The sequence below is a fragment of the Sorangium sp. So ce295 genome (assembly GCF_051527405.1).
GTDB lineage: Bacteria > Myxococcota_A > Polyangia > Polyangiales > Polyangiaceae > Sorangium > Sorangium cellulosum_B.
Map to the genome: position 1 here is coordinate 9329039 of NZ_CP150324.1, position 15589 is coordinate 9344627.

Below are 15589 nucleotides of genomic sequence, written 5' to 3' on the forward strand. Positions count from 1 at the left end.
CGCTCAGCTCCCTTGCGGTGAGGGCCCGGGCGCCGCGCCGCCCGCCCGCGTCGTCATCGCTTCGTGCATCGCGCGCGCGGCGATCTTCGCCTCGGCGACCGCGTTGACGACCTCCTTGCCGCCGTTCACGCAGTCGCCGCCGCTGTACACCTTCGGGTTGCCCGTGCGGTGCGTCGCCGGGTCGACCACCACGCGCCCCCTCGGGTCGAGCACCACCCCCTCGAACGCGAGCGCCACCTGCGTCGCCCGGCTCTGCCCGATCGCGACCGCGACGAGGTCGGCGGGCAGGACCTCCTCTTCGGCCGGCCCCGGCGCGGGGCCCCGCGCGCGGGTGTCGGCGGGCGCGTCGGCGGGCGCGTCGGCGGGCGCGATCCGCAGCGCGACGACCTTGCCGCCCTCGCGCACCACCTCGACCGGCACCCGGTTCTCGACGAGGCGCGCGCCGGCGACCCGCGCGCCCTCGAGCTCGTGCGCGTAGCCCGACATCTCGGCCTCGGAGCGGCGGTACACGACGGCCACGTCCACCCCGAGCAGCGAAAGCTCGTGGGCGACGTCGAGCGCCGTGTTGCCGCCGCCGATGACGACCGCGCGCCGCACGCCCGCGAGGTCGAGGCTCGGGTCGGCCTTGAGCCGCTCGATGAACGCTGTCGCGCCCACCACGCCGTCGCCGTCCTCCCCGCGGAGGCCGAGGCGCGCGTCGGCGCCCAGGCCGAGCCCCAGGAAGACCGCGTCGTACTCCGCGAGCAGGTCGCGCGCGGAGACCTCCCCCGGCCCGGCCGCCTGCGCCACGACCGAGACGCCGGCGCGGAGCTCGACGTCCCCGAGCGACAGGACCCACTCGAGCTCGTGGAGCGCCTCGTGCCCCTTCATCTTGTAGGGCGCGATCCCGAGCGTGTTCAGGCCGCCGGGGATCGCCTTGCGCTCGAAGATCACGGCGCGGTGCCCCTCGAGGGCGAGGTAGCCCGCCGCGGCGATCGACGCGGGCCCCGCGCCCACGAGCGCGACGCTCTTGCCGGTGGGCGGCTTCGCCCGGAAGATCCGCGGATCGCGCGCGAGGGCCGACTCGACAGCGTAGCGCTGGAGGCGGCCGATCGCGATCGGCTCGCGACCCCACCCGTTGTAGACGCAGTCGCCCGCGCAGAGCACCTCGACGGGGCAGGCCTGCCCGCACGACTGGCCGAGCAGGTTGGCCGTGAGGATGGTGCGGGCCGCGCCCTTCACCTGGCCGGCCGCGATCTTCCGGATGAAGGTCGGGATATCGATCGCCGTCGGGCACGCCTTGACGCAGGGCGCGTCGACGCAATAGAGGCACCGGTTCGCCTCGGCGATCGCCTCGGCGTCGGTGTAACGCGGGCTCTTGTCCTCGAATCGCTCTTCGATCCGGCCGGACGGGAGGGCTGAGAGGCGTATCGGGGCTCGGGTCATGCTGGCGCTCGCGCGGCTCCTCTCGGGTACTGAGGGGTGACTAGAAGGCCTGGGCTCCCTGGGTCGGGCCGAGCCGGCGGGGTAGATAGCGCCCTGCGCCGCGCTGCACGTCGAGCTTGCCGTCCGTGCACTGGACCCGGCCGTTCACGATGACGTGCGTCGGCTTCCCCTTCACCTCGAAGCCCTCGAAGATGCTCCGGTCGCACCGGTGGTGGTGGGTCTTCGCGGAGATCGTGCTCGTCCCCTTCGGGTCGAAGACCACGAGATCCGCGTCGCCGCCCGGCACGATCGAGCCTTTGCGCGGGTACAGCCCGAAGATCTTGGCCGGCTGCGTCGAGAAGAGATCGACGAAGCGGTGGACGTCGATCCGCCCCGCGAGCACCCCGTAGGTCCAGAGCAGGGCGAGGCGGTTCTCGATGCCGGCGGCGCCGTTCGGGATCCGCGAGAAATCGTCCTTGCCCATGTCCTTCTGGCCGACCTGGTTGAAGGGACAGTGGTCGGTCGCCACGGTCTGGATGAGCCCCGACGAGAGCGCGGCCCACAGCGCGTCCTGGTGGCCCTTCGGCCGGATCGGCGGGCTCATCACGTAGGCCGCCCCCTCGAAGCCGGGCTTCTCGTACACCGAGTCGTCGAGCAGGAGGTACTGCGGGCACGTCTCGGCCATGACCACCTGGCCCCGGCTCCGCGCCTCGGTGACCGCGGCGAGCGCCTCCTTGCAGGTGAGGTGGACGATGTAGATCGGCTCGCCGATCATCCGGGCGAGCATGATCGCGCGCCCCGTCGCCTCGCCCTCGATCGGCGCGGGGCGGCTCTGCGCGTGGTACCGCGGGTGGGTCTTGCCCTCCTTCAGGAGCTTCTTCTGGAGCGCGACGACCGCGTCGCCGTGCTCGGCGTGCACGGTCACGAGCGCGCCGAGGCCCTTGGCGGCCTCCATCACCTGGATGAGCTCCGGATCGTCGACGCCGATGGCCCCGCGGTAGGCCATGAAGGTCTTGAACGACGGGATGCCGTGCTCGCGCGTGCAGACGGCCATCTCCTTGAGGGTGTCGTCGCCGAACCAGGTGACGGCCATGTGGAAGGCGTAATCGGAGACCGCCTTCTTCGCCTTCTCGTTCCACATCGCGAGCCCGTCGAGCAGCGCCTGCCCTCGGGCCGGGATCACGAAATCGATGATCGAGGTCGTGCCCCCGGCGACGCCCGCCGCCGTGCCGGTCTCGAAATCATCGGAGCTCTCCGTCCCCATGAACGGCAGCTCCATGTGCACGTGGGCGTCGACCCCGCCGGGGAAGACGAGCTGCCCCGAGGCGTCGATCACGGTGTCCCCCGCGCGCTCCTTCGACAGCCCCACGCCGACCGCGGCGATCTTCCCGTCCTCGCAGTAGACGTCGCCGACGAACCGGTCGCTCGCTGTGATGATCTCGCCGTTCTTGATCAGGATGCCCATGTTGCTCCTCCGCGGGTGAGCGCCGGGCGGCGGGTCCCCGCCGGGGGCGGCGCCGCCCTCCCGCCGCCCCGGGCCCTCAGGGCAGCTGTTCCGTGAGCTCGCCGTACGTCTCGGGCCGGCGATCGCGGTAGAACTGCCACGTCCTCCGCACCTCCTCGATCAGGTCGAGGTTCATCTCGGCGACGACGAGCTCGTCCTTGTCCTCGCTCCCCGTCGCGAGGAAGCTGCCCCGCGGGTCGCAGAAGTAGCTCGTCCCGTAGAACTTGCCGATGTTCCACGGCGCCTCGGTGCCGACGCGGTTCGAGGCGGCGATGAAGTAGCCGTTGGCCACGGCGTGCGCGGGCTGCTCGAGCTTCCAGAGGTACTGGGAGAGCCCGGCGACCGTCGCCGAGGGGTTCCACACGATCTCGGCGCCGTTCAGGCCGAGCAGCCGCGCCCCCTCCGGGAAGTGGCGATCATAGCAGATGTAGACCCCGATCCGCGCATACCGCGTCTGGAACGTGGGATATCCGAGGTTCCCCGGCTTGAAGAAGAACTTCTCCCAGAACCCGTTCGTGTGCGGGATGTGCGTCTTCCGGTACTTGCCGAGGTACGTGCCGTCGGCGTCGACCACGGCGGCCGTGTTGTAGTAGACGCCCGCCATCTCCCGCTCGTAGATCGGGATGATCATCACCATCTTGTACTTCTTGGCGTACGCCGCGAGCCGCTCGACCGTCGGGCCGGGGACGGGCTCGGCGACATCGCACCATTTCGCGTCCTGCGAAGGACAGAAGTAAGGTGTGTTGAAGACCTCCTGCAAACAGAGGATCTGCACACCCCTCTTCCCCGCCTCGTCGATGAACGACAGGTGCTTCTCGAACATCGCGTCCCGGATGGCCATGACGGAGGCGCCGTCGTCGGCGATCGGGGTGGAGCACTGGATGAGCCCGCCAAGTACATTTCGTGCCATCAGAACCACCTCGTGATGACGATCTTGCGCTCCGTGTAGAAGTCGATGGCCGTCGGGCCGTGCGCCTTCAGATCGCCGAAGAAGCTGCCCTTCTGGCCGCCGAAGGGGAAGAAGGCCATGGGCGCCGCGACGCCGATGTTCACGCCGACCATCCCGGCCCCGACGCGGTGCTGGAACTCGCGCGCCGCGCGGCCGCTCGACGTGTAGATCGACGCCGCATTGCCGTACTCGCTCCGGTTCGCGATCGCGATCGCCTCGTCGAGGTCGTTCGCGCGCATCAGGCACGCGACCGGCCCGAAGATCTCCTCGGTCGCGATCACCATCCCTGGCCGCACGTCGTCGAAGACCGTGGGCCCAACCCAGTTGCCGTCCGGATACCCCTCGACCCTGGCGTCCCGGCCGTCGAGGAGGAGCGTCGCCCCCTCGGCCACGCCCTGGTTGATGTACGAGAGCACCCGGTCCCTGTGCGCCGCCGAGATCACCGGGCCCATGGTCACGCCCGGCTTCGATCCGTCGCCCAGCACGATCCCCTTCGCGTGGCGCACGAGCCCGTCGCGCACGGCCTCGTAGGTGTCGCCGACGCACACGACGACGCTGCCGGCCAGGCATCGCTGGCCGGAGCAGCCGTAGATGGACTCGGCCACGTTGGCGACCGTCATCTGCCGCTCGGCGTCCGGCATCACGACGAGGAAGTTCTTCGCCCCGCCGAGCGCCTGGACCCGCTTGCCCGCCTCCGCGGCGCTCTTGTACACGTGGCGCGCGATCGCCGACGAGCCGACGAACGACACGCCCGCGATGTCCCTGTGCGCGCAGAAGGCGTTCACGACGTCACGGCCGCCATGGACCAGGTTCACCACCCCGGGCGGCAGCCCGGCCTGCTCGATCAGCTCGAAGATGCGCTGCTGCGAGAGCGGGACCTGCTCCGACGGCTTGAGCACGAACGTGTTCCCCGTCGCGATGGCGTACGGCAAGAACCAGAGCGGCACCATCGGGGGGAAATTGAACGGCGTGATCGCGGCGAAGACGCCGAGCGGCTGGCGGATCGTGTGGCAGTCGATCCGGGACGCGACGTCCTCGAGGGCCTGCCCCATCAGGAGGGCCGGGATGCCGGCCGCGTGCTCGACGTTCTCGATGCCGCGACCGAAATCGTTCCGGGCCTCGGCCAGCGTCTTGCCGTGCTCGGAGGTGCAGATCGCCGCGATCTCGTCGCGATGGGCGTCGAAGATCTCGCGCAGCTTGAAGAGGTAGCGCGCCCGCTGCACCGGCGGCGTCGCGCTCCAGCCGGGGAACGCCGCCTGCGCGGCCTTCACCGCCGCGTCGACGTCGGCCGCCGTCGAGAGGGGCACCTCCGCAAGAGATTCCCCGGTCGCCGGGTTCTTCACCTCGAGGCGCGTCGCCCCCGAGGCTCGAGACCAGGCGCCGCCGACGAAGTTTTCCAGCACACGCATCGTGAAAAACCTTTCCCCCCGGCGAGGTCGTCACTCGGCAGCCCCGACCAACAGGCCGGGCGCCGCCCCTGGCTGCTGGGCACCACAGCCCACCGATCGAGCGCTACATGCGGTGGGGGCCATCCGTCAAGCCTCGGTGCGACGCGGCACGCGCCGCACCCGCCTACGGAAGATCCCCAGCGCACATCCCGTAGTATAGACCACAGAGCAGCTGGCGGCCCACCGTGCAACTGCCCAGCAGCACGTCATGAAATACTTTGGAAATAACTCGGGTATGCCCTGGCTGGGCCGCGCGAACGACGCGAACGACGCGAACGACACGAGCGACGCGAACGAGAGGACCCTGCCGCTCGAGCGACTCCATCCGCCGCGATGCCCCACGTCGAGCCGGCCCGGCGCGACTCCCTCGCCGCCGCGCGCGCCGCATGGGAGTCGCGCCGAAGCGCGGCGCGGCCCGTCCACCGGAGCACCGCATCGAAAGTCGCTCGCGGTCGTTGCTCCGTCGATCGAACCGTCCTAGGTGCACCCCATGGACCTCGCGGATCCTTGCCCGGTGGCCAGGCGCACGACTATCCCAGGGGATGGCTGTGCGCGCTGGCGGCTCGGCGGTGCGCAGACGTAAGATCGGTGCGCGCTCGGTGAGACGATGACGAAACCCAGCATGCTGTTCGACACGACGGAGCACGTGCTCATCGCCGTCCACGGCAGGGAACCGCCGACCGACGAGGAATGGGAAGGGTATATGCAGGCGGCGGGCAGTCTCCCGCCCACCTGCACGAAGACTCTCGTGGTGACCGCCGGGGGGGGACCCAACGCGAAGCAGCGGGCATCCATCAACGACTACGTCAGCAAGACCGCGCTCACCGTGGCGATCTGCACGGACGCGCTCCTCGTCCGGCAGATCGGGACTGCGCTCAGCTGGTTCAACCCGCGGGTCAAGGCGTTCCGGGGCAGCGACGTCGTGGCCGCGCTGCGCTATCTGGAGATCACCGGGCCTGAGGCCGCCGAGGTGCAACACAAGGTCACGAAGATGAGACTCGAGATCGAGGGCCGGCCGTCCCGCGCGCCGCGCTGACCCGGGGGCCGCCGGGGAGATCGTGGCGACGCCTGGGGCGCGGGGGTGGTAGGAGGGTGGCAGGAGGGGGATCGGACCACCGCGATGAACACGACCCGCTGGCAGCAGCTCATCTCCTCGCGAGCGGCGCGAGAGGCCCCGAACGGCGCGTGGCGTCCCCGCTTCTTCCGCCCGGCGCGCGAGGACGACGCGGAGGAGCTCGGCCGCCTGCTCCACGACGACGCCCGGATCGAGATCTTCGACACGATCGGCCGGCAGCTCGCCGATCTCGTGAAGACCCGCCACCCCCGGGAGCGCCTCGGTGAGCGGGACGTCGCGCGGCTCGTGGGAGAGCACCTGAACGGCGCCCCCATCGAGGCCTATGGAGTCTGGGTCCACTATCCGTGGTCGCACCGCCTCGTGCACCTGCTCGATGAGGCCGAGTTCGTCGAGCTGCGGACCGACCGGAACAAGCACAAGATCAGCGGCGAGGAGCAGGCGGCGCTCGCCCGCCGGCGCATCGGCGTCGTCGGCCTCTCGGTGGGGCAGTCCGTGGCGATGACCATCGCGCTCGAGCGGGGCGCCGGCGAGCTGCGCCTCGCGGACTTCGACCACCTCGATCTCTCGAACCTGAACCGGATCCGGACCGGCGCGCACAACCTCGACCTGCCGAAGGTCGTCGCCACGGCGCGCGAGATCGCCGAGCTCGATCCGTTCCTCCACGTGACGTGCTTCCCCGAGGGGGTCACGGCGGACAATATCGAGCGCTTCCTGCTCGACGGGGGCAAGCTCGATGTCCTCGTGGACGAGTGCGACAGCCTCGATATCAAGCTCCTGCTCCGCACGACCGCGCGCGCCCACCGCATACCGGTCGTGATGGAGACGAGCGACCGGGGGCTCATCGACGTCGAGCGCTTCGATCGGGAGGGCGATCGGCCGATCCTCCACGGGCTCGTCGGCGATCTCACGCCCGAGCGCGTCCGCGGCCTGTCGACCGAGGACAAGGTGCCTTATGTCATGCAGATCATCGGGCAAGACGCGATCTCGCTCCGGCTCCGCGCGTCGCTCGTCGAGGTGCAGCAGTCGGTGAGCACATGGCCTCAGCTCGGGTCGGCGGTCGTCCACGGCGGGGCGGCGGCCGCGGACACGGCGCGCCGGATCGCCCTCGGGGAGCCGGTGCGGTCAGGCCGGTATTATGTCGACCTCGAGGAGCTCATCAGCGGCCCCGAGGGGGAGCCCGCCGCCGCGGACGCGCCGCGCGCGCCGGGCCCTGCCCTCGCCGCAGCGGCGGGCCCGCTCCCGGCCGCCGAGGCCGGCGCCGTCGCGCTCGACCCGGCGCGGCTGCGGCGGCTCGTCGCGGCGGGCGTCGCGGCGCCCTCGGGCGGCAACTGCCAGCCCTGGCTCTGGGTCCACGAGGGCCGTCGCCTCGGGCTGTTCCACGACCGGGCGCGCTCCGAGTCGCTCGCCGACTTCCAGGGCGCGGGCGGCGTGGTCGCGCTCGGCGCGGCCGCCGAGAACGTCGTCCTCGCCGCGCACCGCGAGGGGCTCGGCGTGCGCGTCTCGCCGTTCCCGTGCGAGGGCGACGAGGACCTGGCCGCCACGTTCGCGTTCTTCGGCGCGCCGACCCCCGGCGCCGAGGACCACGCCATGGATGGCCTCGCGGACGCCATCGGGCTCCGGCACACGAACCGGCGCCCTGGCCAGCGGGCGCCGCTCGCGGAGGAGCACCGCGCCGCCCTCCGCGCCGCTGTCGAGTCCATCCCCGGGGCGCGCCTCGGGCTGCTCGAGGCGCCGGCGGAGCTCGACGAGATCGGCGCCCTCATCGGCGCCGGCGATCGGCTCCGGATGCTCGCCAGGCAGACCCACGCCGACATGATGCGGGAGGTCCGCTGGACCGAGGCGGAGGCCGAGGCGCGCCGGGACGGGCTGTTCGTCGGCACGCTCGAGCTCTCGCCGACCGATCTCGCGGGGTTCAAGATCTGCCGGGATTACCGCGCCCTGGAGCTCGTGCGACGCTGGGGCGGCGGCCGGGGGCTCGAGAGGATGGCGCAGAAGGCGATCCGCTGCGCGGCGGCCGTCGGGCTGATCACCCTGCCGCGCGCCCGGCTCACCGACTATTTCCAGGGCGGCCGGGCGGTCGAGCGCGCGTGGCTCACCGCGACGCAGCTGGGCATCGCGGTCTACCCGATGACGACGTTGCCCTACCTGTTCGCGCGGCTGATCCGGGGCCGCGGCGAGGGGCTCGACGCGGAGACCGCGGAGGCCGCGGCCGGGCTCCGGGAGCGCTATCTCCGGCTGTTCGACGTCACCGACGCGACGGCGGAGGTCCTGCTCTTCCGCCTGTCGCTCGCGGGCCCCGTCTCGGCGCGCTCCCTCCGCCGCCCCATCGACGACGTGCTCGTCGTGCGCTGACCCGGCGCCGCGGGCGGGCAGCCTGCACGGCGCGCCGCGGCGGCCCGCGCAGCGCCGGCCCTCACGGCGTCGGGCGATCGCCGAAGAGCCAGCTGCGCGCGGCTGCCTCGTCCTTGAAGACCCGCACGAGCTGCGCGGTCCCCGCCTCACGGGCGATCCGGCTCGCCTGAAGCGCCGCGAGATCGCTTTGCACGAGCTCGGCGGCCCTGATCACCCCCATCGCGGTCGAGGTCGCCGCGATGTCGCGGAGGAGCTCCGTCGCCTCCTCGGAGGCGATGGAAAAGCCACGGAAGTCCACGAGGACGCGGATCCTCCGGCCATAGAGCGAGCCGAGGGCCTTCTTGTACTCCGCGGCGTACGCCTGCGCCTCCTCCGTGCGCACGACGCCTTGCAACGTGACCTCGATGAGCGCGTTGATGAGGTCGATCTTGAGCTGGTACATGCCGCCTCACCTGGAGAACCGAGAGCGAGACTGAGACCGAGAGACCATAGCGTCGCGCCGCCGCTGATCCAGGCCGTTATCGCGGCTTCGGCTCGGTGAGCCGGTAGACATGCTCCACGAACTCCGGGACGAGCTCCCTGGCGACGATCCACAGCCGTCCTTCGCCGAGGTCGTGCACGCCGGCAGGACCGTCGAACGTCAGCTTGCCGCGCTCACCGAAGTAGATGAACGACTTCCTGTCGTGGCTGCGGAACCAGCCGCACGCCGCGTCGAGCAGCGGGCCGAGCGCGGCGTCTCCGCCGGGGCGCATCGGGAAGATGCGGATCGAGTCGAGGAGGCGGAAGAGGTTCGTTCCGAGCTCGCCGAGCTCGAGGACCGCGACCGCCAGCGGCTCGCCGTGCTGGCGCGCCACGAGGAGCACGCGCTCCCGCTCCAGGCCCGCGCTGCGCCAGCGCTCGACGCAGGGCCCCATCCCGAGCCTGCCGGGCACGAGATCGAGCGCCTCCGCGTACATGCGCGGCGACGTCGCGCACAGGAGGCCGAGCAGCGCCGCCTGCTCCCCGGGGGTCGGCTCGCCGATCTCGATCGGCCCGCCGGCTTCGCGCGGCGCGCGCGGCGCGGCGCGCGCGTCCACCCCCATCAGGCGGAACGGCAGCGACAGGACGTGGCCCGTCTCGTGGCGCGCGCGGGCGAACTCGAACAGCGATCGCTCGTTCCACGCGACGTGCGCCTCCGCGTAGGCGATGATCCAGCGGCACTCCGGGTCGGCCATCGCGTGCTCGAAGCAGCGAGTGAACATGTCGCGGAGCACCTGCCGGGAGCTCAGGTTCGACGCGGACTTTGGCCGCTTCGCGAGCTGATGAATCATCCACGTGCTGTGGTATGGCTTCATGATCGAGAAATTGCCCTCGATCCCGTGCTCGGACAGACACGCCACGTTGTACAGGAGGTGCGGCACCGCCGCGGCCTTCTGCGCCATGGTCAGGAAGCTCGGCTTGATGGCCTCGAAGTGCTCCGGCCGCCGCCCGGAGAGGTTGAAATAGCCGGACGAGTCGAAGAGATCCCAGAGCTCCGCCTGCCACGCGGTCCCCCCGTAGGTCGTCGCGTGCAGGATGCGGGACACGAGCCTGAGCCAGCGCCGCTCGTCCTCGCGCCGCGCGGCGGTCACGTGCACGCTGCAGAGCTGGGTGTCCGCGCCGTCCACGACCGACACCGACCGCACCTCGCCCCGCAGGTGGACGACGCCGTCGTCGCCGTCGGGGAGCTCCAGCGAGAGCCTGTGCCTGGGGAGCAGCGGCGGGTGTCCCCTCGTCAGCGCCATCCGCAGGCCCGAGAAGGACACGTCGACCACCTCGGCCTCGATCGGCGGGATGTGAAGCCACTCGGGGTGCAGGAAGCGCGCGGTGAGATCGGCCTCGACGCCCCGCTGCAGCAGGCTCTTGCGGAGGCGCTCCACGCGCGCCGGCAGCGCGGAGACGAGCTCGCCCGGGCGCACCTCGTCCGCGCGGACGTTGAAGCGAAAGACGGAGTTCTGCCCGGCGATCTCGACCGCGGCGTCCTCGCTCCAGCCCTTGATGCCGAACCACGTGACCGTCCCGGCCCCCACCTCGCTGAGCATCACGCAGAGGGGCGGCGCGCTCTCGGCGGCGCGGCGGACGACACCCTTCCTCCGCAGCAGGAAGCCGAGGATGTTGCGCACCCTCCTGGGGTCGTCGATGACTTCGCGCACGTGCCCCGCGTCCGTGGCCGATGGCCTGAACAGGCTCGCCGCGGCCGCCTTGGCCGTGCCCGCGTCGACGAGGGCGCGCAGCACGTCGCGGATCTGCCCCGCCGCGCGGGAGGGGGTTCCGTCCTCGAACGACAGCCCGATGAGCGGCCCCCGCAGGCCCATCGACTGGAGCACCAGCACGGCGGAGAGCGGACCGATCTCGACGTCGCCGGCGTACAGGCGCACCCGGACGACGCTGCCGAAAGGGAACGAGGTCCGATAGTCGGGCTCGATCCAGGCGCCCATCGAGCCGAGCAGGACGATCGGGTAGCTCAGGTCGCGCCCCTCGATGCGCAGCCAGGCAGCGCCGCCGTCCAGCCAGCACGCCTCCGGCACCCGGACCGCCGGATCTCCCCCGAGGAGCGCCCGATCCAGAGGCCCCCCGTCAGCGCTGCCGCCGGCGGCCCAGCGCGCGTCCTGCCCGAAGCCGATCTTCGGAACCACGGTCACGCGGTCGCCCCCTCTGTCGCGAGGCCACGCGTTCCACGTGAGGAACAGGCAACGAGGCTGCTCCGCCAGCATGGCGAGGAATCACGGCGCTGTTCGGCGAGCTCGACAACACCCCGCAGGAGCTCACCTGGAAGCCGGGAAGGAGGCAGATCCACTTGCGCGTACTTCCAGATCCTCTGTACCGGATGTCAACATCCCGCGTCAAGCGCCGCCGTGCCGTGCGCGCCGACGTGTCGCCTCCGTCGACGCCATCAACACCGTCAACACCGTTGACGTACTTTGCGTTCACGCATCCGTCGTAATCGCCGTCGCCCCGCGCCCTGAACACGGGAGCAAGATCGCCCAGGATCCACCGCAGAGCGGGGCGATGGTCCGGACGTGGCGGGCGGTCACGGCTGTCCATGCTACAAAGCGCCACCCCGATGCCTGACATGAGCCCCTTCCTGCACGCCGACGGCTGGATCACGCTGGCGACCCTCAGCGCGCTGGAGATCGTGCTTGGAATCGACAACATCGTCTTCCTCTCCATCATGACGGCGAAGCTGCCGCTGGAGCAGCAGCCCATCGCCCGCCGCATCGGCCTCGTGCTCGCCCTCGGGATGCGGCTGCTCCTCCTGCTCGCGATCTCATGGGTGATGGGACTCAAGGCTACCCTGTTCAGCCTGCTCGGACACGACTTCAGCGGGCGTGATCTGATCCTGCTGGCTGGCGGTGTGTTCTTGATTGGCAAGGCGACCCACGAGATGTTCGATAAACTCGAGGTCGACGATCCCAAGGAAGATCAGCCGAAGGCGAAGGCGTCCTTCCCCTCCGTCATCGCGCAGATCGTGCTGCTCGACATCGTCTTTTCGCTCGACTCGGTCATCACCGCCGTCGGCATGGCGCAGCACATCTCGATCATGATGGTGGCCATGTTCATCGCGGTGGGCGTGATGCTCGTCTTCGCCGGGAGCATCGGCGCGTTCATCCAGCGCCACCCGAGCATGAAGATCCTCGCGCTGAGCTTCCTGCTCCTCATCGGCGTGGTGCTCATGGCCGACGGCATGGGCCAGCACATCAGCAAGGGGTATATCTACTTCGCGATGGCCTTCTCGCTCGGCGTCGAGCTCATCAACATGCGCCTCCGGGTGCGCCAGCGGCCCGTCCAGCTGCACACGAGGATGGGGAGCTCTCCGGACCTCTCGCCGGCGCACGAGCAGGCTCCGCCACGGAGCTGAGCCCCACGCCGGGATCTCCGCGGAAGAGCCGGAGAGGCGGCGGAGGCCGGGGCGCTCGGAGCGAGCACCGGGAGAGCCTGTAAACAATTCGCACAGAGGTGGTCTACGAGGGTCGACGGCGAGAGCGGCCGGTCCCAGAAGTGACACCGGGGTTCTCCACCGAGGTGAGCGTGAGCGACGAGCGAGACGACCAAGGAGACTCAGAGCGAGGAAGGCAGCGGCGCATCGTGGTCGTCGACGACGACGACGCGATCGTCGAGACGCTGGCGGAGGTGCTGCTGGCGGAAGGGTATGAGGTCGAGGGGTACACCGACCCCCTCGAAGCCCTGGAGCGGCTGCGCTCCCAGGCGCCGCCCGACGCCATCGTCATCGACTGCGTGATGCCGTTCCTGGACGGGCCGCGCCTCATCGAGACGCTCGCGGCCGAGGGGAGAGCGGCGCCGGTCGTGCTCGTGACCGCGCTCAGCGATCCCGGCTTCTGCATCGATCCGAACCACCCGGACGCGACGCGGATCATCAACAAGCCGTTCGACCTGGAGCAGCTGCTGGAGACGCTCGACGACCTCACGAGCGCGCCCCCGGTGAGCGAGCCAGAGGCGCGGCGGCGCACGCGGACCGCGTCGACCCAGCGGACGTAGCGGCGCCGGACGCCCGCAGCTGGGGGCGCCCGGACCTCGGCGGGCCGGCGCGCGGCGCCCCGCAACGGCGCGCCGCCGCGCGAGCGCGCCTGCCCGCCGTGGCGGAGCGGCGCGCTCAGGGCCGGGGGAGCGCCGCGGAGAGCCCGTGGACGGCCTCGGCGCCCACGGGGACGGTGACGCTCGACCTCTTGAAGTCGCCGCCGACCGGCTCGTAGGAGCCGCCGAGGCACTGCGCGAGGAACGTCTCCGCGATCGCGTTGAACGACATGGAGTTCTCCGGGCGGGCGAAGCCGTGGCCCTCGTCGGGGTACAGCACGTACGTGACCGGGATCCCCTTGCTCGTCATCGCCTTGACGATCTGATCGCTCTCGGCCTGCTTCACGCGCGGGTCGTTGGCGCCCTGGCCGATGAGGAGGGGCCGCTTGATCTGGTCCGCGCGGTAGAGCGGCGAGCGCGTGCGCAGGAGATCGCGGCCGTCCTCGGTGCGGGGGTCGCCGACCCGCTTCGCGAAGAGCTCGAGCATCGGCGCCCAGTAGGGCGGGATGGACTGGAGCAGGGTCACGAGGTTCGACGGGCCGACGATGTCGACGCCGCAGGCGAAGGTCTCCGGCGTGAAGGTCAGCCCGACGAGCGTCGCGTAGCCGCCGTAGCTGCCGCCCATGATCGCCACGCGCGCCCTGTCGGCGATGCCCTGCGCGACGGACCACTCCACGGCGTCGAGCAGGTCGTTGTGCATCTTGCCCGCCCACTCGAGGTCGCCCGCGTTGACGAACCGCTTTCCGAAGCCCGTCGAGCCCCGGAAGTTGACGCTCAGCACGGCGTAGCCGCGGTTCGCGAGCCACTGGTGCATCGGATCGAGGCGGAAGGAGCTGCGCGCCCAGGGGCCGCCGTGGACGAGGAGCACCATCGAGAGCGGCCTGTCCGGCTTGCCGTCGCCGTCGGGGTCGGCGGCGCGCGGCAGCGACAGGTAGCTCACGAGCTCGAGGCCGTCGCGCGCCTTGATGACCACGGGCCGCATCTTCACGAGCGGCTGCGACTCGAGCGCGGCGCGGTTCGTGAAGAGGAACGTCGCCTTCTTCGCGTCACGGTCGTAGAGGTAGTATCGGACGGGGCCGTCCGACACGGTGTATCCGACGGTCCACCGCTTGTCGTCGAGCGACCGGCTCAGCACGTCGAGCTCGCCGTCGGCGACCGCGCGGAGGGCGTCGAGATCCGGCTGGATGCTCTTGTCGAGCACCTGCCAGCGCTTGCGCTCGCGCTCGGAGGCCGCCGCCTGGACCTTGCCCGTCTTCGGGTGGACGATCACGTCGCTGACATCGGCCTTCGCGTCCTCGGCGAGCACGGCGGGCTTCGCCTTGCGCAGATCGAGGGTGACGAGCGCGGAGGTGTCGCGGCCGCGGCTGTCCCGGAAATAGAGCGTCTTGCCGGCCGCGTCGAAGCCGATCGCCTCGCTCGTCACGGCGTCCTCGGGCCCGAACGCGACGAAGGGCTTCGGCTCCTTGCCGGTGAGATCGAGGAACTCCTGCCCTCCGTCGCGCGTCATCCGCGACGCGAGCCGCGCCTTGAAGTCATGGTCGGTGACGAACCCGACGAATCCGTCGTTCTGCCGCACGAGCTTGCGCTCGCCCGTGCGCACGTCGACGCGGTAGAGATCGTGGACCTTCTTGTCCCGATCGTTCATGCCGATCAGGATCTCGTTCGGGATCTTGGGGCTCATCCCCTCGAACATCGCGGCGATGCCCTCGAAGGGGGTGAGGTCCTTGATCTGCCCAGTCTTGAGCTCGACGGCGTAGATGTGCCAGTTCTCGTCGCCGGCCTTGTCCTGGCGATAGAGGACATAGTCGTTCGTGTAGGGGAACAGGAAGGTGCGCACCCCGCGGCTCTGCTCCTTCGTGACCGGCTTGGCCGACGCCGGCGCCTGGGCCGGGCCGACCCACACGTTGAGCACGCCGTCGGAGGGGGCGAGGAACCCGAGCCGCTTGCCGTCCGGGCTGATCTGGGGGGACATGCGATCCGGGTTGCCGAAGAGCATGCGCCGCGGCATGAGCGTCGCGTCGGCGCGCGGCCCGGCCGTCGTCGGCGCGGCCGGGGCTGCGGCCGCCGGGGCCGCGGCCGCCGGGGCTGCCGGCGCCGGCGCGGCGGCCTGTCGGGGGGGCGGCGGCGCGGACGCCGGAGCGCCGCCGCAGGCGAGCGGCGCGATCAAGGGCAGCAGGAACAGCGATCGGAGCTTCTGGGGCAAGTCCATGGGTTCACCCGGGGCGCGGAGCCGCTGGCGGCACCCCGCATGCGCCGGGCCCGCGCGCCGAGCGTCATAACCGAGATCCCGGAGGCCGGTCTACGGC

General features: G+C 71.0%; 11 protein-coding genes. 4 read left to right on the forward strand and 7 right to left on the reverse strand.

Annotated elements, in window-relative coordinates; all coding sequences use genetic code 11:
• Positions 1–3: 3 nt before the first annotated feature.
• The 4 genes from WMF11_RS35355 to WMF11_RS35370 all read right to left on the reverse strand — a co-directional run bounded on the left by WMF11_RS35355 (position 4) and on the right by WMF11_RS35370 (position 5266).
• The gene (locus WMF11_RS35355) at positions 4–1425 is read right to left on the reverse strand and encodes an FAD-dependent oxidoreductase (RefSeq protein WP_437973862.1); all 1422 of its coding nucleotides are present in this window, start codon (positions 1423–1425) and stop codon (positions 4–6) included.
• A 40-nt stretch (positions 1426–1465) separates the two neighbouring features.
• Positions 1466–2869 (reverse strand): dihydropyrimidinase, encoded by a 1404-nt coding sequence (hydA, locus tag WMF11_RS35360; protein ID WP_437973863.1) that lies wholly within the window; start codon positions 2867–2869, stop codon positions 1466–1468.
• Between the two features lie 76 nt (positions 2870–2945).
• Entirely contained in the window at positions 2946–3818 is an 873-nt protein-coding gene (locus WMF11_RS35365; RefSeq protein WP_437709781.1) for a nitrilase-related carbon-nitrogen hydrolase, read from the reverse strand.
• Complete coding sequence (locus WMF11_RS35370) at positions 3818–5266, reverse strand: CoA-acylating methylmalonate-semialdehyde dehydrogenase (protein WP_437903652.1); 1449 nt, start codon at positions 5264–5266, stop codon at positions 3818–3820. Before WMF11_RS35370 ends, WMF11_RS35365 begins: the two co-directional genes overlap by 1 nt.
• Before the next feature lie 646 nt (positions 5267–5912).
• Here WMF11_RS35370 and WMF11_RS35375 point away from each other — a divergent pair.
• Positions 5913–6341, forward strand: coding sequence for a hypothetical protein (locus tag WMF11_RS35375; protein ID WP_437543745.1), 429 nt, complete (start codon positions 5913–5915; stop codon positions 6339–6341).
• Positions 6342–6425: 84 nt separating this feature from the next.
• Positions 6426–8732, forward strand: coding sequence for an Rv1355c family protein (locus WMF11_RS35380; protein ID WP_437973864.1), 2307 nt, complete (start codon positions 6426–6428; stop codon positions 8730–8732).
• A gap of 61 nt (positions 8733–8793) precedes the next feature.
• Here the strand turns inward: WMF11_RS35380 and WMF11_RS35385 are convergent, their stop codons facing one another.
• The gene (locus WMF11_RS35385; RefSeq protein WP_437903654.1) at positions 8794–9174 is read right to left on the reverse strand and encodes an STAS/SEC14 domain-containing protein; all 381 of its coding nucleotides are present in this window, start codon (positions 9172–9174) and stop codon (positions 8794–8796) included.
• Between the two features lie 76 nt (positions 9175–9250).
• Positions 9251–11392, reverse strand: coding sequence for a hypothetical protein (locus WMF11_RS35390; protein WP_437973865.1), 2142 nt, complete (start codon positions 11390–11392; stop codon positions 9251–9253).
• 422 nt (positions 11393–11814) lie between these two features.
• Here WMF11_RS35390 and WMF11_RS35395 point away from each other — a divergent pair, with 422 nt between their 5' ends.
• A complete protein-coding gene (locus WMF11_RS35395; RefSeq protein WP_437903656.1) occupies positions 11815–12609 on the forward strand; it encodes a TerC family protein in 795 nt (264 codons plus the stop codon).
• Positions 12610–12779: 170 nt separating this feature from the next.
• Entirely contained in the window at positions 12780–13247 is a 468-nt protein-coding gene (locus WMF11_RS35400) for a response regulator (RefSeq protein ID WP_231864366.1), read from the forward strand.
• A gap of 115 nt (positions 13248–13362) precedes the next feature.
• On the opposite strand, the gene WMF11_RS35405 is transcribed toward WMF11_RS35400, so the two are convergent.
• Entirely contained in the window at positions 13363–15492 is a 2130-nt protein-coding gene (locus WMF11_RS35405) for a S9 family peptidase (RefSeq protein ID WP_437973866.1), read from the reverse strand.
• Positions 15493–15589 lie beyond the last annotated feature (97 nt).